Genomic DNA, 20,957 nt, shown 5'->3' on the forward strand with positions numbered 1-20,957 from the left:
AGTTAACTAAAATTTAAATAATCGGATTTCCTTGTGTATCGATTGGGATAACCCTGTCATCTTTGTTTTCGTGTTGAGCCATGTTTCTGGCCGGAGGCTACATTGTTGGATTTCCCCGGATATCTGCCTTTTGAGGATGGGGCCACCTTAGTCTTTGGTGAAACGTCAAAGCGAGAATTATAGCCCGGGAACAAACGTTGTATCAGGTCAGGGCGATGGAGACGGCGAAGAGACGCAACGATTCCCTGACGATAAGCGCGGTCGTACCAGAAAAAATATTGTCTCTGAGCGAGTTTTTCTTCAGGCGATACAGCACAGAATACACGTTCTCCGGTGTAAGGATGATAACCTGAGTAGTATATCTCAGTAGCTACCGTCATGGGTGTTGGCGTAAAATCCTGCACTTGTTCGAGATGCATATTAAGGTCGCGTGTCTCGGCGGCCAGTTCAGCCATATCTATCTCTCGACATCCGGGATGAGAGGATATGAAATAGGGTATCAGCTGCTGCCGCAAACCACACGTGCGGTTTACGCGTTCGAAAATCTTTCTGAATTCATAGAATTGACTGAACGAAGGCTTACGCATGACACTCAGTACACCATCGCAAGTATGTTCTGGCGCGATTTTCAGCCGTCCTGATACGTGGTCGCGAATTAGTTCCTCATTGTATCGGCGATTGTTTCGGTCAACTCGTTCGTCACCGGACACATGCATCGACAAGTCGTAACGCACACCACTTCCTATAAACGATTTCTTTACACCAGGGAGTTCATCGACCGCATGATATATGTCAAGCAGCGGGCCATGGTCATTGTTGAGATTGGGGCATACTTTAGGATGCAGACAAGAAGGGCGCATACACCGCTCACAGAGCGAAAGATTGCGGCCACCCATACGATACATATTGGCCGACGGGCCGCCAAGGTCAGAAATATATCCCTTGAAGTCAGCCATACGCGTCACCTGACGGGCCTCCCGTAGAATCGATTCCTTGCTTCGCGACGCAATAAATTTTCCCTGATGAGCTGATATTGTGCAGAACGCACACCCCCCGAAGCACCCTCTATGCATATTGATGGAGTGCTTAATCATATCCCATGCGGGAATAGTCTTCCCTTTATAGCGCGGGTGAGGCAAACGTGTATAAGGTAGGTCAAACGATGCATCAATCTGTGCGGTAGTCATCGGAGGATGCATTGGATTGATACGCACCACCCTATCGCCATGCGGCTGCCAGATGACAGATGCATGCATGCGGTTGCTCTGCTGTTCGACATGTTTAAAGTTGGCTGATTGCAGACGTTTGTCACGCAGACATTCCTCATACGAATTGAGTATGATATTACCAGAGTCGGCAGAGGGCATTTCACTCAACGGACGGAGTATGACACTTTGTGGCAAATCTGTGATTTGTGATATTCTTTCACCTGATGCAAGCCGTTCGGCAAGCTGCACGATGCTCAACTCACCCATGCCATAGAGTATCATGTCGACATCAGCGTCAACCATTATTGACGGACGCAGACAGTCCTGCCAATAATCATAGTGACTCACACGACGCAAGGATGCCTCAATACCTCCGGCAATAATCGGAACATCCGGATAGATTGAGCGCAATGCCCTGGAATATACAATTGTAGGATAATCAGGACGCATGCCATGGCGCGCATCAGGGGTGTATGCATCATCGCTTCGACGACGCCTGGCTGCCGTATAATGGTTGACCATGGAGTCCATGGCACCAGGTGATATTCCAAAGAACAAGCGCGGTCGGCCCAGTTTGCGGAAATCACGCAAATCATCGCGCCAGTTGGGCTGCGGCACAATGGCGACTTTAAGTCCATGTGCCTGCAAGACTCGGCCTATTACAGCTGCTCCGAATGAGGGATGGTCGACATAAGCATCGCCGGAAAAGATTATTACATCAAGTCTATCCCAGCCAAGAGCATTAACTTCTTTGACGGAAGTCGGAAGCCAGAGTGTAGGGTCAGTATATGTGATTTTGTCCATTTAAACGATGTATCAAGAAAAAATTCATAGGTAGCATCTCATTCAGAAAGGCGACTGAGATGCTCCTCCATCTGGAGGATTTCATCGCGCATACGGGCAGCCTCCATGAAATCCATAGCCTTTGCGGCAGCCACCATTTCGGTACGCAGGCGAGTTATTGAGCGCTGTAGTTCGTCGCGGTTCATATACGGAACAATCGGGTCGGCCGCGATGTCGACTTTGTGAGTATATTCCTGCATATATGGTACCAGTTTGGATTTGGAGATAGCGACACCACGCTCTTTTTTGTGCGACTGTAATCTCTTTCCATCAGATGAATGAGAGACCGTCTCTGTATCTTCATCAATGCCAATTATTGCCTGTCGGGCCTTGACTATTGCCTGGGGAGTGATACCATGTTCCTCGTTATAGGCAAGTTGGATTGCGCGACGGCGCTCAGTCTCCTCAATTGTAAGACGCATGGAGTCGGTAATCTTGTCGGCATACATGATTACAGTGCCATTAAGATTTCGTGCAGCACGACCCACAGTCTGCGTAAGCGAGCGGTGACTACGCAGAAAGCCCTCTTTGTCGGCATCAAGTATTGCTACAAGAGACACTTCCGGAAGATCGAGACCCTCTCGAAGCAGGTTGACACCGATTAGTACATCATATGTACCGGAGCGCAAGTCATCAAGAATACGAATACGGTCGAGAGTATCGACATCGCTGTGAATATATGCGGCCTTGATACGCATTTTGAGCATGAATTCGTTTAGCTCCTCGGCCATGCGTTTTGTAAGTGTTGTGACCAGGACACGCTCTCCACGTTCGATGCGTAGCTGAATCTCCTCCATGAGATCATCAATCTGGTTGAGACTCGGACGCACTTCGATAACAGGGTCAAGCAGTCCCGTAGGACGAATCAGCTGCTCGACAATGACACCATCGCTCTTCTCAAGTTCGTAATCGGCGGGAGTAGCCGAAACGTAGACAGTCTGGGAGGTCAGGGACTCGAATTCATTGAACTTAAGAGGCCGGTTGTCAAGGGCCGCAGGCAGACGGAAACCGTACTCCACAAGATTCATTTTTCGTGAAACATCTCCCCCATACATGGCGCGTATCTGAGGTATTGTAACATGGCTTTCATCAATTATAGTAAGGAAATCCTTAGGAAAATAATCGAGTAGACAGAATGGTCGCATCCCGGGTTCTCGTCCGTCGAAATAACGTGAATAATTCTCTATTCCGCTGCAATGACCGATTTCCCGTATCATTTCGATGTCATAGGTAGTACGCTCGTATAAGCGTGAGGCCTCAATCTCCTTGGCCTCCCGACGAAAGAAATCGACCTGCTCGCCAAGGTCAATCTCCATCTTCGCTATTGCCTGCCCCACTCTTTCTCGTGAAGTCACAAAAATGTTGGCCGGAAATATCTTAAACTGGTCGTGTTTTCCAAGCGAAGTTCCTGATTCAGCATGTATGGTATGTATCGCCTCAATTTCGTCGCCCCAGAATACCACACGAAGAGTGATTTCCTCATAGGCAAGACGAATGTCTACAGTGTCGCCTTTCACGCGGAAGTTACCGCGGCCGAGTTCCAGTTCATTGCGAGAATACAATGCATCTACAAGTTTGCGCAAGAATACGTTACGTGCAATCTTTTGTCCGACACGGATATCAATTACCGAAGCATGAAAATCTTCAGGATTACCAATACCATAAAGACATGATACAGAAGAGACGACAATTACATCCTGACGTCCGGAGAGGAGCGCAGAAGTAGTAGCGAGACGCAGTTTGTCTATTTCATCGTTAATCATCAAATCCTTTTCAATATACTTGTCGGAAGAAGGTATATAGGCCTCAGGCTGATAATAATCGTAATAGCTTACAAAATATTCTACCGCATTGCTTGGGAAAAACTGTTTCATTTCTCCGTAGAGCTGGGCGGCAAGTGTCTTATTGTGGCTGAGCAAAAGCGTGGGACGGTTGACCCTGGCAATGACATTAGCCATAGTAAATGTCTTGCCGGAGCCGGTAACTCCAAGAAGGGTCTGCGCGGGCACACCATCATTGATGCCATCCACAAGCTGGCGGATTGCTTCAGGCTGATCGCCAGTTGGTGAATATTCTGACTGTAGCTGAAATTCCATATTATCTTAACCAATCATATAAGAAACCGTATAGAATCATGCCTCCATATTGAAGTATAGTGCTATTGCATTTTCCAAATCAGCCATCTTGAATTTGTTTGCAGTTGTTAAATTCTTTTCGCATGCACTATCAAAATATTGCGGCAGACAAACCATGACAGTCTCTTATCTTTGAATCTACAAAAATATGCAATTTGTCTGACATAGCAAAAGGTGAGCTTCTCTATAATAGAAGTTTCATAGATATTGCGGTATCTGAAACTCCAGACATCGAGATATCCCCATTTCGACAGCCATCATAACCATCTGGCAATCTTGTACTTGCACAAGAGTAGAATTTACTCGGATGTTTTGTTTAGCATTTTTTAACGTGATGTCAATAAAACGTTAACTCATAAATTACTACCTTTGCACACCTCGAATAACATATATACGGTCCGGTAGCTCAGCTGGATAGAGCAACAGCCTTCTAAGCTGTGGGTCTTGGGTTCGAATCCCAACCGGATCACCAAGGTATTCGGCAGAATACTGCAAAACACTGCAACTGGTTCAGTAGCAGTGTTTTTTTCTTTATGTCCAAACGGCATCTGAGTGCGCCCTGTGCGATACACGCGTGGGCAAATCGTGGGCAAACAATCCGTGGGCATTTTTGCCCACGATTGAAAATCCCGATACCTTACTCTCGCAGTATTAGAACTTTAGAGATGAATTCCCGCATTTATGGTGGGGTTCTGAACCTAAAATAGCCATCAGAAGCCTCAGATTTCGCGGGAATTGAGCGAATATTAACATTTGTTATATATTGTAGGCCGCATAGTATTGTGATATAACATATATTAACACGATTCGCTCGATTTAAGCTGAAATTAGTGTTGAATTGAGATTATTCTTTCTCAAACTCTGCCATGATTTCATAGAATTGCATCATTCCGCCGTGGGCATTTTTTGAATGGGTACTTGTTGCCCACGATTTTGCCCACGATTGATGAGTCACGGCACTGATTTTATGCCTTTTAGATTTGCATATGTGGAGAAAAATGATTATATTTATTAACCCTTTTAATCCACCTCTATGTTACACGACAGTTATTTCACACTGGCGTTCTTCGTGAGAAAGAACCGACCGTTGAGAAACGGTGAACTTCCAATCTTTGCCCGTATCACTGTAAGTGGTCAGCAATCCGAGCTCTACATCGGTAGAAGCGTTGCCCCCGAACTATGGGATCAAAAGAGAAATGTTGCAACGGGTCGCGCTAAAAAGGAACTTGAACTCAACAAGTACCTTGAGAATATCCGCACCCGTTTCAATGAAATCCACAATATGCTTCTTCGCGAGAACAAGCTTGTGAATCCGAAAGTCCTCCGTGACCACTATCTTGGCACAGTGGAGAAACCGAAGATGCTTTGCGATGTGTTTCGCGAAGTGAACAAGCAGCGCAAGGAAGAGTTTGAGCGCGGCGATATCTGCGCTGCCACCCTCGGACGATGGGAACGCTGTGTCACCTATCTGGAGGAGTTCATGGAACTCACCCAGAACACCAAGGACATCCCTATCAAGGAAGTCAGCCGAGGCTTTATTCAAGACTTCGAGCATTTCCTGAGAATGACAAAGCAAACGGCCAACAACACCACGGTTCGCTACCTGCGTTACCTGAAGAATGTGATGCAGTATGCAATGGCTCACAAATGGGTCTCTGAAGATCCCTTCGTGGGCAAACGCTTCAAGCGTACAGTAGCGGAAAGAGAATTTCTGACAGAGCCGGAACTGCAAGCGATGATGAATGTTGACCTGCATGAGTTTCCGAGATTGGAAACAGTACGCGACACATTCGTGTTCTGCTGCTTCACCGGACTCGCTTTCATCGACATCTCGTCGCTGAAACGCAGTGACATCTATGTTGATGCCGACGGCAACAAGTGGATACGCAAGCATCGGGAAAAGACAGGAGAACTCAGCACCATCCCGCTTCTGGAAATACCACAGAAGATAATGGAGAAATATGCCGACCATCCGAAAGTTGTTGCCGATGACGTGGTGATACCGGTTTTCTCCAACCAGCGCACAAACTCATATCTGAAAGAGATAGCATCGCTGGCTAAAATCAAGAAACACCTGACGTCGCATATAGCCCGACATACCTTTGCGACAATGTCGTTGGCCAATCATGTGCCAATCGTGCATCTAACATTTGAAAAGGGACCCAGGTAGAGCAATTGAAAAGGGACCCACCCCATGGGTAAGTTCAACCGGATATCGTTGATTAGAAAGAACGACATCAACGATTCCACAAAATGCTACACATGGAGGAAAAAACATCCATTATTCTGTCTCATCGCCGCGAGGGGATGAGCATCCGCGAGATAGCGCGCCGCAACGGCATGAGCCGCAAGACCGTGCGCAAGTATCTGCGCGAGTTCGATAGAGAGACAGGCCCGTCACCGACAGAGCGGGAGGTTGACGATTATCTGCTGACCAGGCCGAAGTATGACAGCAGCGGACGCGTCAGGCGTGTCGTGACCGATGATGTCCGCCGTCGCATCGATGGTTTTATCGCCCGCAACCGTGAGAACGTCGCTGCCGGATTGCACAAGCAGCAGATGCGCAAGCTCGATATGTGGCGACGTCTTCAGGACGATGGCGTGCGTATCGCCTATTCCACAGTATGTCAGTATGTCCGTGCGCTGGAGGCAGCGCCGAAGTCGCAAGAAAAGCCTGCAAAGGCATATATCCGTCAGGACTATGAGCCTGGATTCCGTTGCGAGTTCGACTGGGGCGTGCTTACCCTGTGGATCGGTGGAGTCAGGACTCGCCTTCACATGGCGGTATTCACCCTCGACCACAGCAATATGCGCAAGGCATATCTGTTTTCGCGCGAAGATACCCTGGCTCTTATGGAAGCCCACCGCAACTGCTTCCGGGAGTTGGGGGGCACCCCGCGCGTGATGGCCTATGACAACATGCGTACCGCCGTAAAGAAGTTCCTCGGGCGCGACCGCGAGCACACGGATGCGCTGCTGCGCATGGAGGTACACTACTGTTTCACACCCCATTTCTGCAACCCTCGCTCGGGATGGGAAAAAGGCAAGGTGGAACGTTCGGTGGAATATATCCGGCGTCGTGCATTCTCGTTCGAGGTCCGGTTTGACTCCCTGGATGCCGCGCAGACGCATCTGGCGGCAGTCTGCGACAGGCTCAACACAGAGGCGTCCAACATGTCGGCGGAAGAAAAACGCCTGCGCATACAGGCCGATCTGGCGGCGCTACGTCCGTTGGACCACGGTGACATCGGCTGCTTCGAGCAGCGGCTGTACCGCGTCGGAAAGTATTCAACGATAACCGTTGACGGAGTGCACTACTCTGTGCCCGACCGTCTGGTGGGCTCGCAGGTGGCGGTAAAGCTGTATTCCGAGCGCATCGTGGTGCTTTACGGACGCGACAAGGTGGCCAATCATGCCCGAAGCCGACGCTCCGGCGACTGGGTCATCGACCTGATGCATTATCTGGGTACATTCCTGCGCAAACCGGCCGCTCTGGGGCGGTCTGTGGCTCTGCAACAGGTACATCCGTCGGTGGCGGCGCTTTACCGCGAACACTTCCGCGAGTCTCCGCGAAGCTTCATAGAACTGCTTGTGTTCACCCGCGACAACAATCTGGCATACACTGACATCGTCCGTGCCGCCACAAGTCTTTCGTCCCGCGGGCTCCAGCGCCTCTCATCTGAACAGATACAGGCTCAGATGATCTCGGCGGAAGGACATATGCAGTCAACCGCCGATATCGCGGCAACGAACGTTCCCGACCCGCAACAGGCTGAAATAGAAAGTTCGGCAAGCCATACCCTTGACATGCTTTCATCATTTATGGAATATACCCGCGCATCGCAGGCAGACTGAATACCCCCCCAAAAAACAACCAATACACTGAATGACAATGACAGACATACATGAAACAGACCGTGACGGACTTCGGGAGCTCATTCGCTCATGCGCTTTCGACCTTAAACTCCCGCTTGTGCGGCGCGACATCGACCTGCTTATACAGCAGAGCGCCGACGAACAATGGAACCTATGGCGGTTTACAGCCGAACTGCTCCGGCGCGAAAAAGAGAACCGCTCTGAAAACCAGCGCCGTCACCGCATCAAAAACGCAGGGTTCCCGCAACTTCGCTATCTTAACGAAATCGACACCGACGCTCTGCCCGCCGATGCCCGGAAAGCGCTCCCGACACTCGAGACACTCGACTTCATCAAAAACGGACGCAACCTCATTCTATACGGCAATCCCGGAACAGGCAAGACTCATCTGGCGACAGCTCTCGGTATCGCCGCATGTAATGCCGGACACTCGGTGCTGTTCACATCCGTGCCAAGACTGCTCACGCAGATACGCGAATGCCGCAACGCTTTGACACTCCGGTCGCTGGAAAACAAGTTCGAGAGATACGACATGGTCATCTGTGATGAGTTCGGTTACGTCTCCTGCGACAAGGCCGGCGCAGAGATGCTCTTCAACCATCTCTCCCTCCGCACCGACAAGAAGACGACAGTCGTCACCACCAATCTCGCATTCAACCGCTGGAACGAGATTATTGACGACAAAGTACTGGTCGCCGCAATGGTAGACCGCCTGACCCACAAGGCTATACTGCTTAACATGACAGGCAAATCATACCGCATGAAAGAAACTCAGGAAATGATGACTCAACAATTATAATTATCTTTGCATCCCCATCCCGGGTGGTCCCCTTTTCAAATGCTATCCGGGTCCCTTTTCAAATGTTAGATACACCGTAAGGGTATGGTGGCATAGGTTTCGTGTTGGATCTTGCGGTGTCGCCCTCCGCCGTTGTCGGAATGGCGGTCAAGGATGTCAGGGCTGGCCCCGACATTATTGACGGCTATGCCGACATGACATATGCACCGCCGCCACTCGTCCCATCGCTTTACCTATGTTCCAAACTCAGTTTTTTGTAAAAATTACGGTTATAATCGCAAAAATTTGTACCTTCGACGGTGCTTAATCGCAATATTTTGTATGGGAATAACCGAAAATTACGTTATGGTATTATGTGAGTCGCCTTATGAATTAAGAAGCGCGAATAACTTATGAAGGTTGGAATATGATTCTCCGTCTTCTCCGATACCAATGGCATTAGAGATGGCTGTTGAAAGTTTGTTGTCGGCCAATAGTGTGGCTACCCAATTGTCGCGGGACAGGAATGACTGCTGTTTGCTGAAATTAGGCATGAATCTGTGGAGCAGGGCAATCACATCATCAGATGAAGCGAAATAGCGGTTGGTATTGAGATAGTGGAGAAGAAACCAGAACTCAATCGACGGCATACTCTCACAGATGATTACAGACGGATTACCGGCATAACGCCGACGCATGGCATCGAATTTGACCTTGTCCGCCGGATGTATGCGGGTTACATCCACATCGAATACACATACGGCAATCCCTTCATCAGCGAGTACCCGTTCCACCTGCCGTTGAATGTCATCAATGTTCTGCTCGGCAAAGTTGCGGGGCTTGCAGACGTAGTTATAACCGTTGAGGAGTTTCAGGTGTGTGAAGTAGTAGCGCTCGGTAGCACCCTCGCCGATGATTGTAATCGCCGGATTTCTGAGTTTACGCTCTTTGATTCTTCTTGCCATGATTACAATACGTTGGGAAGTGCGCCGAAACGACCGTTCATATAAGCGCGGTGAATAGATGAGAGTTTGTTGAGGCCATTGAAATCAACCAGCGAGAACAACTGCGAGTTGCCGTCCTTCCCTTTCTCGGTAAACCATACGGAGTCCTTGCCGAAAATGTCGTCGATGTCTTTAAGAATCGGGTCGTAATGTGTAGAGACAAGAAGCTGAGACTGGTTATCCGGTGTATTGACAAATTTCGAGAGGATATACTCCATCAGGTTGGGGTGCATCGAGGCTTCAATCTCGTCAATGCAAAGGAACGCCTGACGGTTGAGCTGTTCGTAGATCAGAGACTCCAGCTCAACCATTCGCTTTGTGCCCGTGCTCTGGCAAGCCTCAGGGAGAATATAATCATGCGAACCGTCGGCATTCTCAACCTTATGTCCGAACAGAGCCGCCATCTTCTGAATCCTGATATCCGAGATATTGAAGTCGGCCTCCTTTGCGAATTGCAAAAGATACTCGCGGAAATCCTCACTGTCCGCTATGTGCTTTTTCGCATCATTTGAAAGAGAGGAAAGCGAACCGCTTTGCAACGGAAGAATACGGCTGTCAATCCACCGGCGCATATTGTCAAGATATGCGACCGAGACATTCACCTTCTTCATGGTAGCCAGCAGCGACATATTGCGGAGACAGTTCATCGTCATGACGTCCACCTCCGCCTGAGAAAGTCTGACGACAGCCGGATTGAAATTCAACCTGGATATACCACCGACATCCTCGCGACAGAACACCTTTGTCGGGCGGTTGGTGAGATAGACGAAGAGCGACTCATGGCAGACCTTTTCAGGATTTACCTTGAGTTTGTACCAATAGCGCAGACCTTCAGCATAGAATTTAAGTTCAAATTCCGTGTCGAAAGACAGCGCATCGTCGCGTAACAGGAATGGCTGCACATCCGTACCGTCATCGTTGGTGGATGGAAGTGTGTTCCAGAAACCGCGCAGGAACTCAATCGCTTCAAGCAGATTTGATTTGCCGCTGGCGTTTGCGCCGAGCACCACTGCAAAGCGCAACAGCTTCACGCCGTCAGGCATCGTGACCACACTGTTGTAACGGTCGTCTGTCGACGGCTCAAAACTCAATTCCACTTCATCGCGAAACGACTTGAAATTACGTATTTTCAGCTCTTGTATCATATCCGATGCGTTTTAATGGCGCAAATATAGCGAAAATCCGTCGCATCACAAAATCAAAATCGAATTTTTAGCGGTTTTAATTCTTGTTTTAGGGCATTTTTCTCCAAATCTAAAATCAAATTACGCCATATAAGACCGCTTAATTAAAATAATCGAATCAAAAATCACGATTTTTAACATCGAAAATGGTGTCCGAACCAATAAAAACTGCTATCTTTGCGGTGTGAAAGAGGACACTCAATCACCTTCCGGGACAGAGGTTCCGGTCGCATTCACATGGCAAATCATGGAAAACCGATGAATTCATGCCGTGTGCAATTCGTGGTCAGGAATATGGACACGAAAGATAAAACGCTACAAATCAACTCAGTTGAGTGTAAAATATCCGACACCAACCGGATCACGAAAGGGTTCGGAAGAACACCGCAAAGCACTGAAATCAGTTGATTTTCAGTGCTTTTTCTTTTTGGTGAAATTGCAGGATAACGCAGAATATTACCTACAGGCGTGTACAAAACGTGTACATCGTGTTTCGTGTACAAAAATGTACACGGTTACACGGAAAGGCCCGCAACAGGCTGATGACTGTGCATTTGCAGAAATTCAACTTTGAAAATGTGGGGTTCTGCGGGCGGGAACGCGACCCTCGACCCACAATTCGGGTGCGATATGGTGAATTTTAACTTTATTTAAGATTTGACCTTATCCGATGATTTTCTCAGTCGTCCCTGCTGTGGTCTTCCCCATTCTGCCGTGTGAAATTCGTGTACAATGTTAAATTTCGCCGAAAAATCGGCCGGATGTACACGGTTACGCCACCGCCGGAGTATCATGTTCCGAAGCGCATTTGGAATCCGGGTTAAAAATGAGTATCTTTAAGTAACCATTAAACCCGTAAGTAACATGACAAACAACCCTTATTTCACCCTGACCTTCTTCACAAGGAAGCCAAGGTCGGAAGGCTACACCGACCACAAGGTGTATGTCAGAATTTCAGTGGCAGGTCAGCAGACTGACCTCGCCATAGGCCGCTCGGTCAATCCTGAGAACTGGGACCAGAAACGCAAGATCTCGAAAGGTCGCTCCCGGCGCGATCTGGAGCTGAACAAGTACCTTGATGAGATACGGGCCAGATTCTGCGAGATTCATACTAATCTCGTGCGTGAGAAGAAACTCGTAAACCCTATTGTCATGCGCGACCTGTTTCTCGGCAAAGTTGAGAAGCCTAAGATGCTATGTGAGATTTTCACTGAATCCAACGCAAAGAGAAAAGAGGAAATGGAGCGTGGCGATATGGTCAATGCCACCTATCTTCGTTGGGAGCGGTGTGTGACCTATCTCGGCGAGTTCCTGCGTCTGACTATGAATGTCGATGATATTCCGGTAAGGGATGTCACGGCAGGAATAATAGATGATTTCGAGCATTTCCTGCGTGTCAGCAAGAACTGCGCCAACAACACGGCTGTGAAGTATCTCCGCTATCTCAAGACGCGCATAAGTGGATAACTGAAGACCCGTTCATCGGCAGAAAGTTCCACCGCACTCAGGCTAAACGCCAATTTTTGACTGAGGCTGAGATTATGGAGATTCTCAAACTCGACTTCTCCATGATGCCGCGCCTGGAACTTGTCAGGGACACATTCGTGTTCTGCTGCTTCACATTTGTTGCACTAACTAATGTGTAGTTGATTATCAATAAATTATAAGCTAATAATAGAGATATAGGTAATGGCTTAGAAACCACCTGTCTTCATCATTTTGCATGATTCTCAATCATTTCAAATAGCTCAATGCGAAGATAATATTATTTTGAGAATTAACCAAATTCTGATAATCAAAATCATACAAATTCAGCGAATTACCGGCTATGGTTGCTGAAATTTATACTTCAATCCATATTCTTCCAGTTTGTTGTACAGCGTCGTACGTCCTATCCCGAGCAGTTCGGCGGCAACCTTGCGGTTCCCGTTCGCCTGCTTCAACGCGCGTAAGACACGCTCCTTGTCTTCCGCATCGCTGCGCAGGGCGAAGCTGACAGGTGAAGTCGCCCTCGTCACGGCAAGTTCCAGATGCTCTTTCGTGACAAGACCCGTCTGCGCCTGCAACACCGCACCCATGATTTTCTGCCGAAGCTCGCGGACATTGCCCGGCCACGCATGGGTCAGCAATGTCTTGCGGGCTTCTCCGTCAAAGCCGGTGACATCGCATTCCAGTTCCCGGTTCGCAATTTCACGGAAGAACTCAGCCAGCGGCATGACGTCCTCCTGACAGTCGCGCAACGGCGGGACGGTTATCTCGAAGTCATGCAGACGGTACAACAAGTCCTGCCGGAAACGCTTTTCATTGACCGCCTTCTCCAAATCCTCGTTGGTGGCGGCGATGATGCGGACATTGAAACTTCTATCCGCCTTATCACCAATGGGACGGTATCTCCGTTCCTGTATGGCGCGGAGTAGCATCTGTTGTGTTTCCGGTGCGAGGTTGCCCACCTCGTCCAAGAACAACGTGCCGCCTTCCGCCTCATGGAAATAACCTTTCTTGGCATTGTCCGCACCAGTGAATGCCCCTCTGACGTGTCCGAAGAAAGCCGACGGCGCAAGTTCTTTGGTAAGCGAACCGCAGTCCACAGCCACAAACGGTTTTCCTGCCCGCTTGCCCTTATCGTGCAGCAGGTGGGCGATATGCTCCTTGCCCGTACCGTTCTCTCCGAAGATCAGCACGCTCATGTCAGTGGGGTGCATCTAACATTTGAAAAGGGACCCAGGTAGAGCAATTGAAAAGGGACCCACCCCATGGGTAAGTTCAACCGGATATCGTTGATTAGAAAGAACGACATCAACGATTCCACAAAATGCTACACATGGAGGAAAAAACATCCATTATTCTGTCTCATCGCCGCGAGGGGATGAGCATCCGCGAGATAGCGCGCCGCAACGGCATGAGCCGCAAGACCGTGCGCAAGTATCTGCGCGAGTTCGAGAGAGAGGCCGGCCCGTCACCGACAGAGCGGGAGGTTGACGATTATCTGCTGACCAGGCCGAAGTATGACAGCAGCGGACGCGTCAGGCGTGTTGTGACCGATGATGTCCGCCGTCGCATCGATGGTTTTATCGCCCGCAACCGGGAGAACGTCGCTGCCGGATTGCACAAGCAGCAGATGCGCAAGCTCGATATGTGGCGACGTCTTCAGGACGATGGCGTGCGTATCGCCTATTCCACAGTATGTCAGTATGTCCGTGCGCTGGAGGCAGCGCCGAAGTCGCAAGAAAAGCCTGCAAAGGCATATATCCGTCAGGACTATGAGCCTGGATTCCGTTGCGAGTTCGACTGGGGCGTGCTTACCCTGTGGATCGGTGGAGTCAGGACTCGCCTTCACATGGCGGTATTCACCCTCGACCACAGCAATATGCGCAAGGCATATCTGTTTTCGCGCGAAGATACCCTGGCTCTTATGGAAGCCCACCGCAACTGCTTCCGGGAGTTGGGGGGCACCCCGCGCGTGATGGCCTATGACAACATGCGTACCGCCGTAAAGAAGTTCCTCGGGCGCGACCGCGAGCACACGGATGCGCTGCTGCGCATGGAGGTACACTACTGTTTCACACCCCATTTCTGCAACCCTCGCTCGGGATGGGAAAAAGGCAAGGTGGAACGTTCGGTGGAATATATCCGGCGTCGTGCATTCTCGTTCGAGGTCCGGTTTGACTCCCTGGATGCCGCGCAGACGCATCTGGCGGCAGTCTGCGACAGGCTCAACACAGAGGCGTCCAACATGTCGGCGGAAGAAAAACGCCTGCGCATACAGGCCGATCTGGCGGCGCTACGTCCGTTGGACCACGGTGACATCGGCTGCTTCGAGCAGCGGCTGTACCGCGTCGGAAAGTATTCAACGATAACCGTTGACGGAGTGCACTACTCTGTGCCCGACCGTCTGGTGGGCTCGCAGGTGGCGGTAAAGCTGTATTCCGAGCGCATCGTGGTGCTTTACGGACGCGACAAGGTGGCCAATCATGCCCGAAGCCGACGCTCCGGCGACTGGGTCATCGACCTGATGCATTATCTGGGTACATTCCTGCGCAAACCGGCCGCTCTGGGGCGGTCTGTGGCTCTGCAACAGGTACATCCGTCGGTGGCGGCGCTTTACCGCGAACACTTCCGCGAGTCTCCGCGAAGCTTCATAGAACTGCTTGTGTTCACCCGCGACAACAATCTGGCATACACTGACATCGTCCGTGCCGCCACAAGTCTTTCGTCCCGCGGGCTCCAGCGCCTCTCATCTGAACAGATACAGGCTCAGATGATCTCGGCGGAAGGACATATGCAGTCAACCGCCGATATCGCGGCAACGAACGTTCCCGACCCGCAACAGGCTGAAATAGAAAGTTCGGCAAGCCATACCCTTGACATGCTTTCATCATTTATGGAATATACCCGCGCATCGCAGGCAGACTGAATACCCCCCCAAAAAACAACCAATACACTGAATGACAATGACAGACATACATGAAACAGACCGTGACGGACTTCGGGAGCTCATTCGCTCATGCGCTTTCGACCTTAAACTCCCGCTTGTGCGGCGCGACATCGACCTGCTTATACAGCAGAGCGCCGACGAACAATGGAACCTATGGCGGTTTACAGCCGAACTGCTCCGGCGCGAAAAAGAGAACCGCTCTGAAAACCAGCGCCGTCACCGCATCAAAAACGCAGGGTTCCCGCAACTTCGCTATCTTAACGAAATCGACACCGACGCTCTGCCCGCCGATGCCCGGAAAGCGCTCCCGACACTCGAGACACTCGACTTCATCAAAAACGGACGCAACCTCATTCTATACGGCAATCCCGGAACAGGCAAGACTCATCTGGCGACAGCTCTCGGTATCGCCGCATGTAATGCCGGACACTCGGTGCTGTTCACATCCGTGCCAAGACTGCTCACGCAGATACGCGAGTGCCGCAACGCTTTGACACTCCGGTCGCTGGAAAACAAGTTCGAGAGATACGACATGGTCATCTGTGATGAGTTCGGATACGTCTCCTGCGACAAGGCCGGCGCAGAGATGCTCTTTAACCATCTCTCCCTCCGCACCGACAAGAAGACGACCGTCGTCACAACCAATCTCGCCTTCAACCGCTGGAACGAGATTATTGACGACAAAGTACTGGTCACCGCAATGGTAGACCGCCTGACCCACAAGGCTATACTGCTTAACATGACAGGCAAATCATACCGCATGAAAGAAACTCAGGAAATGATGACTCAACAAATATAATTATCTTTGCATCCCCATCCCGGGTGGTCCCCTTTTCAAATGCTATCCGGGTCCCTTTTCAAATGTTAGATACATGCGTAGATTGGTGCCTCACCTGTTCTGGTGGAGCGAGCCGACCTCATCATGAAGGACAGCGTGTAATAATTTGGCTGATACATAAGAGTCAATTTTAATTTGACACAAAATTAATTATCACGTGTCATGCTCTTATGGCGCAGAAAATTGAATATCAGAGAAATATCACCATTGCAGGTGTAAGAATCGGGAACAGAGTTCTGAAAATCGCCTCAAATCTACTCCTATATTTGCTTCCGCTCTTCTGAGACTCTCGAATCTCAACATTATTTAACTGTTGGTATCCAGTGACTTTAACATCAAGAATGGGGTCATGATTTTATCGAGTAAAAACGATGAAATCGAGCCATTAAATCAAGTCGTATTTCTGCTATCGCTGTATTATCAGTGAGTTACAGCGGTTCTGGTGAACAAAACTGACTTGATTTTGACTGTTCCCGAATTATACTCCGCAGACTTCAATATTTTGCCGATTTTCGATGGAAAAGTGCAAAAGAAAAATCGCTGAAATATCTGATTTTCAGCGATTTTCTTAATTTTGTAATTTTTACTTGTGGTCCCACTTGGAGCTGTAAATCTGAATTTCGTTGAATCTGCTTGAATGTCAGCTCTCATTAGCCTCGTTGTCGTACCCATTGATAGCCAGAGCGTTGCAAATATGTAATGAGGCTTATTGTTGCATCTTGCATGTCAACGCAGTGCAAGCAGGAGCAAAGGATGTGGACAAAACGTGGACAGAAATTTTGGTGCGTGGACAAATTTTAGTAAATTTGTACCTGTAATCAAAACCTCTCTCAATATGGCTACTATAACAAGGTCTCTTTCCTCTAAGGTAAACGGCAATGGCGAGTCCGAAATCATGCTCCGGCTATCGGTGTCGCGTGATTTACGCCTCAGGCTCAAAAGCGGCATATTCGTTGATCCGTCTCGATTTCGTGACGGGAAATTTATAATGCCGCGAGCCGACCGCAAGACGCTTGCAAATTTACAAACAATCAGCGATAATCTTGTCTCACTTGAGAGCAGATTGGTATCTCTATGCGTAAATACTCCCCAGAATCTTCTTTCAAAGGAATTCTTTGAGGATGCGATAATGCGCCACAATCATCCGGAACTGTTTGAGACGGCACCGGTAAGCATGAGTTTCTTCGATACCTTCAACGAATATCTTGTGACAACACAAGACGGCACCAAACTGTCGAGCCATTACCGCGTATTGGCGAGATTGCTGGAGAGATATGAGAAATACAAACGGAAATCGACGCGACAGAATTTCGCTCTCAAACTTGAAGAGTTTACGGGTGAAGTGGTGGATGCTTTCAAACAGTTCGTAATTGACGAACCGAAGATATACGAAAGATTCCCTTCCATATATAAGGATGTGTCTGAGGTTGTAAAGACCAAACGCAAGCCCCGCAAACCTGAGCAGCGGGGTCATAACGCAGTCATCGCAATCATGAAAAGACTGAGGGCGTTCTTCAACTGGTGTGTCAAGCGTGGTTACATTACCCGCACTCCCTTTGCCTCCTGCACAAGCATAGGTGCTGAAAAATATGGCACTCCATATTATATAAGCATCGAAGAACGAGATACAATCGCCGACCATGATTTCTCGGATAAACCGGCATTAGCAGTTCAACGCGACATCTTCATCTTTCAGTGTCTCATAGGATGTAGAGTCTCCGACTTGATAGAGATGACTCCGGAAAGCATTATCGACGGAGCCGTCGAATATATGCCGAACAAGACGAAAGGAGAACGGCCAGAGGTTGTTCGCGTTCCGTTGAACAAACGGGCAATGGCTTTGGTGGAGAAATACGAAGGTGTCGACAAGAAAGGTCGATTGTTCCCCTTTATCAGTACGCAAAAGTACAACGATGCAATCAAAAGCATTTTTACGGCCTGTGGAATAACGCGAATCGTTACCGTTCTCAACCCAAAAACCGGAGAAGAGGAACGTCGCCCAATAAATGAGATAGCCAGCAGCCACATGGCTCGCCGCACCTTTGTCGGCAATCTTTATAAGAAGGTAAAAGACCCCAGTCTTGTCGGTGTTTTGTCCGGACATAAGGAGGGTAGCAAAGCATTCGCCCGCTACCGTGAGATTGACGAGGACATCAAAAAGGAACTTGTCGGGCTGCTGGATTGACAATAGCCGGTAATAGGATTAATTATGCTCTCAGTATCAGAATATTTTTGTAATTTTGTAATAGGATAATTTCAAGAATGTAAAGCATGAGCAAGCTGATAAAAACCGATGCCGAATACTCCCGGTGGATACAGGAGTTGAAAGAACGATACCGCCGCAGTCAGATTAAGGCCGCTGCCCAAGTGAACTGCGAGATGCTGCGCTTCTACTGGTCGCTCGGTCGTGACATCGTGGCTCGTGATGCCGAGAATGTTTATGGCAGCAGTTTCTATCGGAATCTCAGTCAGGATTTGAAAGAGGCTATTCCAGAATCAGAGGGCTTTTCTCGGCAGAATTTGCAATATATGAAGAAGATGTATCTTCTTTATAGTGAGCTGCCTACAAATTGCCAACAACCTGTTGGCAATTCTAAAGCCGAAATGTGCCAACAGCTTGTTGGCATATCTCAATGTATCAAGGACGATATTATCTTTTCTGTTCCGTGGGGACATCATTGTACTCTGATAGATAAATATTTCGAAAAAGGAGAACGGGATACCGTGCTATTCTATGCCCACAAGGTTGTAGAAGAAGGTTGGTCGAGAAACGTGTTGAAGTCATTTATAGATACCAATCTGCATCTTCGCCAGGGCAAGGCATTGACAAGTTTTTCTCGTCTACTGCCGGCTCCCGACAGCGACCTTGCCCAGGAACTGACCAAAGATCCGTATATCTTCGACTTTACCGAAATGACGGAGCCATATAAGGAACGGGAATTGAAAAAGGCTCTGATGTCAAACATATCTCGTTTTCTGCTTGAACTTGGATCGGGTTTTGCATACGTCGGGGAAGAATACCGTCTTAAAGTCGGGCATACGGAGCAATTCATTGATTTGCTGTTTTATAATATAAAATTGCACGCTTATTGTGTTATAGAAGTCAAGACGGGTACATTCGGAGCCGGGGACATTGGACAACTCGGCACATATATGACGGCTGTCAATCATATTCTGAAAACCGAGCAGGATTATCCGACCATAGGACTTCTGATATGCAAGGATAAAGATAATGTGCTTGCTCAATATGCGCTTGAATCGTCATCGCAGCCTATCGGCGTGGCAGAGTTTCAACTTACAAAATTCATCCCCGATGAATTTAAGAGTTCCCTGCCATCAATAGAGGACATTGAATTAGAGCTGAAATAACATTGCATTTTCTACATTATCCGCATTTTTATGGTGGCTGCCGTGGAGATGCGGATTTTCTTGCCCGATTATCACAGAGTTACAAAATTTTGTAGTAACTTTGCGTATGGCAACACTCTATAAGATATTGATTCTGTGTGTTGGCTTTGCTCTCTCCAGTAACCTCTGGGCGCAAAGTCTATCGTTCTTGTTCTGCCTGAAAGGAGGCAAGCGATGAAATATTTACTTTTGATAATAATAGCATTATTGACTTTGTGTATATCGTGCAAGGGCAAAAGCAATACATCGCCATCAAATGACAATAAGCATGATTCTATTACAGAGATAAACGATAGCAAATCATTTGAATTCCTAAGGAAACTCGGCATTGAAGAAGAATCACTAATCGCGAAAGATGATTCTTTGCCGGCTCCATCTGACAGAGATTATCTTCTTACCGCAAAAGAGCAAGGGGCGTTGCTCAAAGGTGTAATCACTTCAAACTTTAACCTGTCCGATACCGCATCGGCATATCTTGTATCAGTCAGGCAAATAAATGATAATGTAGTATTATGTCAATATAAATATCTGTTCAGCGATCTCGAAGATGTGTATATTGCCACATACAATACTGACGGAGTTCTGATTGACGCAATGTATGCAGGGAACTGTTGGGATAAGTCGGATTTAATAGATAATCCGTCAGACTCAACAGAGTTAATATGCGCCGAGCATACTTTGATATATTTTATCGCAGACCATGAATTTACATACAACTATGAATACAAAGAAATAGAACATAACATCAATACTGACGAGGACACAGCCACATACTCTAAAACAGTTTCAATGTGTTGTAACATAGAGATGAACGGCAAAATAGTAATAAGTTTGCCTGAGGCTGATGCCTATGAGGAAGGTGTATTCAGACTATGGAGCGGCTCAGACAGCAAGGAGGAATGGGATCTGATTGGAAAGATACAGACTCTTACCCATTATCCTTATTCTGATGAAAGTGTACTTGATAAATGGGATAGTTTGGGTAATAGTGTTGATGGAGCTACGGCTGAATCATTCATATTCAACTTTTTTAATTATGTATTCATGCCACAGCCGGAAAAGGTTTTGAAATATATTTACGAAAATCGCGAATATAAATCTCTGTCCCTGACGATGCCTCTTGGATTCTACTACACATACACCCCGCAATCCCGCAAAAACATTGATGCAGCTATCGCCAGACTCGACAATCCGGCAATGCTGGCATATTATAGGGAAATGACTGAATTATGGTTATCAAATGACTGA

General features: G+C 48.3%; 13 protein-coding genes, 1 tRNA gene and 1 pseudogene. 10 read left to right on the plus strand and 5 right to left on the minus strand.

What is annotated here, in order from left to right; translation table 11 throughout:
* Positions 1 to 56: 56 nt before the first annotated feature.
* Together ADH68_RS13120 and uvrB are read right to left on the minus strand one after the other, a co-directional pair.
* A complete protein-coding gene (locus tag ADH68_RS13120) occupies positions 57 to 2,012 on the minus strand; it encodes a YgiQ family radical SAM protein (RefSeq protein WP_068960431.1) in 1,956 nt (651 codons plus the stop codon).
* A gap of 38 nt (positions 2,013 to 2,050) precedes the next feature.
* A complete protein-coding gene (uvrB, locus tag ADH68_RS13125; RefSeq protein ID WP_068960430.1) occupies positions 2,051 to 4,147 on the minus strand; it encodes an excinuclease ABC subunit UvrB in 2,097 nt (698 codons plus the stop codon).
* Between the two features lie 434 nt (positions 4,148 to 4,581).
* On the opposite strand from uvrB, the gene ADH68_RS13130 reads away from it, so the two are divergent.
* The 4 genes from ADH68_RS13130 to istB (ADH68_RS13145) all read left to right on the plus strand — a co-directional run bounded on the left by ADH68_RS13130 (position 4,582) and on the right by istB (ADH68_RS13145) (position 8,861).
* Positions 4,582 to 4,658 (plus strand) — tRNA-Arg (locus tag ADH68_RS13130).
* Between the two features lie 561 nt (positions 4,659 to 5,219).
* Complete coding sequence (locus tag ADH68_RS13135; protein WP_068960429.1) at positions 5,220 to 6,356, plus strand: site-specific integrase; 1,137 nt, start codon at positions 5,220 to 5,222, stop codon at positions 6,354 to 6,356.
* A gap of 83 nt (positions 6,357 to 6,439) precedes the next feature.
* Positions 6,440 to 8,041, plus strand: a complete 1,602-nt coding sequence (gene istA / locus ADH68_RS13140) for an IS21 family transposase (protein WP_068960428.1) — start codon at positions 6,440 to 6,442, stop codon at positions 8,039 to 8,041.
* A 37-nt stretch (positions 8,042 to 8,078) separates the two neighbouring features.
* The gene (istB, locus tag ADH68_RS13145; protein WP_068961960.1) at positions 8,079 to 8,861 is read left to right on the plus strand and encodes an IS21-like element helper ATPase IstB; all 783 of its coding nucleotides are present in this window, start codon (positions 8,079 to 8,081) and stop codon (positions 8,859 to 8,861) included.
* Between the two features lie 365 nt (positions 8,862 to 9,226).
* Here the strand turns inward: istB (ADH68_RS13145) and ADH68_RS13150 are convergent, their stop codons facing one another.
* Together ADH68_RS13150 and ADH68_RS13155 are read right to left on the minus strand one after the other, a co-directional pair.
* Entirely contained in the window at positions 9,227 to 9,805 is a 579-nt protein-coding gene (locus ADH68_RS13150; protein ID WP_068960427.1) for an RloB family protein, read from the minus strand.
* A gap of 2 nt (positions 9,806 to 9,807) precedes the next feature.
* On the minus strand, positions 9,808 to 10,989 hold the full coding sequence (locus tag ADH68_RS13155) for an AAA family ATPase (protein WP_068960426.1): 1,182 nt from the start codon (positions 10,987 to 10,989) through the stop codon (positions 9,808 to 9,810).
* 903 nt (positions 10,990 to 11,892) lie between these two features.
* On the opposite strand from ADH68_RS13155, the gene ADH68_RS13160 reads away from it, so the two are divergent.
* Positions 11,893 to 12,495 carry a phage integrase SAM-like domain-containing protein gene (locus ADH68_RS13160; protein ID WP_068960425.1) on the plus strand — a complete coding sequence of 201 codons (603 nt, stop codon included), beginning with the start codon at positions 11,893 to 11,895 and terminating at the stop codon, positions 12,493 to 12,495.
* 359 nt (positions 12,496 to 12,854) lie between these two features.
* On the opposite strand, the pseudogene ADH68_RS13165 reads toward ADH68_RS13160, so the two are convergent.
* Positions 12,855 to 13,721, minus strand: a pseudogene (locus ADH68_RS13165) (sigma 54-interacting transcriptional regulator); the annotation flags it as partial.
* 119 nt (positions 13,722 to 13,840) lie between these two features.
* Between ADH68_RS13165 and istA (ADH68_RS13170) the strand changes: the two are divergent.
* The 5 genes from istA (ADH68_RS13170) (at position 13,841) to ADH68_RS13195 (ending at position 20,957) form a co-directional block, all read left to right on the plus strand.
* Positions 13,841 to 15,442, plus strand: a complete 1,602-nt coding sequence (gene istA / locus ADH68_RS13170) for an IS21 family transposase (protein WP_068959738.1) — start codon at positions 13,841 to 13,843, stop codon at positions 15,440 to 15,442.
* Between the two features lie 37 nt (positions 15,443 to 15,479).
* Positions 15,480 to 16,262 (plus strand): IS21-like element helper ATPase IstB, encoded by a 783-nt coding sequence (gene istB, locus ADH68_RS13175; protein WP_068961956.1) that lies wholly within the window; start codon positions 15,480 to 15,482, stop codon positions 16,260 to 16,262.
* Between the two features lie 874 nt (positions 16,263 to 17,136).
* Positions 17,137 to 18,486, plus strand: coding sequence for a site-specific integrase (locus tag ADH68_RS13185; RefSeq protein WP_068960423.1), 1,350 nt, complete (start codon positions 17,137 to 17,139; stop codon positions 18,484 to 18,486).
* Positions 18,487 to 18,572: 86 nt separating this feature from the next.
* Positions 18,573 to 19,670 carry a PDDEXK nuclease domain-containing protein gene (locus tag ADH68_RS13190; protein ID WP_068960422.1) on the plus strand — a complete coding sequence of 366 codons (1,098 nt, stop codon included), beginning with the start codon at positions 18,573 to 18,575 and terminating at the stop codon, positions 19,668 to 19,670.
* A 213-nt stretch (positions 19,671 to 19,883) separates the two neighbouring features.
* The gene (locus ADH68_RS13195; protein WP_107033548.1) at positions 19,884 to 20,957 is read left to right on the plus strand and encodes a hypothetical protein; all 1,074 of its coding nucleotides are present in this window, start codon (positions 19,884 to 19,886) and stop codon (positions 20,955 to 20,957) included.

Origin of the sequence: Muribaculum intestinale, assembly GCF_002201515.1 — a bacterium.
GTDB lineage: Bacteria > Bacteroidota > Bacteroidia > Bacteroidales > Muribaculaceae > Muribaculum > Muribaculum intestinale.

Coding starts and splice junctions, on each gene's coding strand:
- ADH68_RS13120 (WP_068960431.1), bottom strand. CDS start 2,012: ATGGACAAAATCACATATACTGACCCTACACTCTGGCTTCCGACTTCC.
- uvrB (WP_068960430.1), bottom strand. CDS start 4,147: ATGGAATTTCAGCTACAGTCAGAATATTCACCAACTGGCGATCAGCCT.
- ADH68_RS13135 (WP_068960429.1), top strand. CDS start 5,220: ATGTTACACGACAGTTATTTCACACTGGCGTTCTTCGTGAGAAAGAAC.
- istA (WP_068960428.1), top strand. CDS start 6,440: ATGCTACACATGGAGGAAAAAACATCCATTATTCTGTCTCATCGCCGC.
- istB (WP_068961960.1), top strand. CDS start 8,079: ATGACAGACATACATGAAACAGACCGTGACGGACTTCGGGAGCTCATT.
- ADH68_RS13150 (WP_068960427.1), bottom strand. CDS start 9,805: ATGGCAAGAAGAATCAAAGAGCGTAAACTCAGAAATCCGGCGATTACA.
- ADH68_RS13155 (WP_068960426.1), bottom strand. CDS start 10,989: ATGATACAAGAGCTGAAAATACGTAATTTCAAGTCGTTTCGCGATGAA.
- ADH68_RS13160 (WP_068960425.1), top strand. CDS start 11,893: ATGACAAACAACCCTTATTTCACCCTGACCTTCTTCACAAGGAAGCCA.
- istA (WP_068959738.1), top strand. CDS start 13,841: ATGCTACACATGGAGGAAAAAACATCCATTATTCTGTCTCATCGCCGC.
- istB (WP_068961956.1), top strand. CDS start 15,480: ATGACAGACATACATGAAACAGACCGTGACGGACTTCGGGAGCTCATT.
- ADH68_RS13185 (WP_068960423.1), top strand. CDS start 17,137: ATGGCTACTATAACAAGGTCTCTTTCCTCTAAGGTAAACGGCAATGGC.
- ADH68_RS13190 (WP_068960422.1), top strand. CDS start 18,573: ATGAGCAAGCTGATAAAAACCGATGCCGAATACTCCCGGTGGATACAG.
- ADH68_RS13195 (WP_107033548.1), top strand. CDS start 19,884: ATGAAATATTTACTTTTGATAATAATAGCATTATTGACTTTGTGTATA.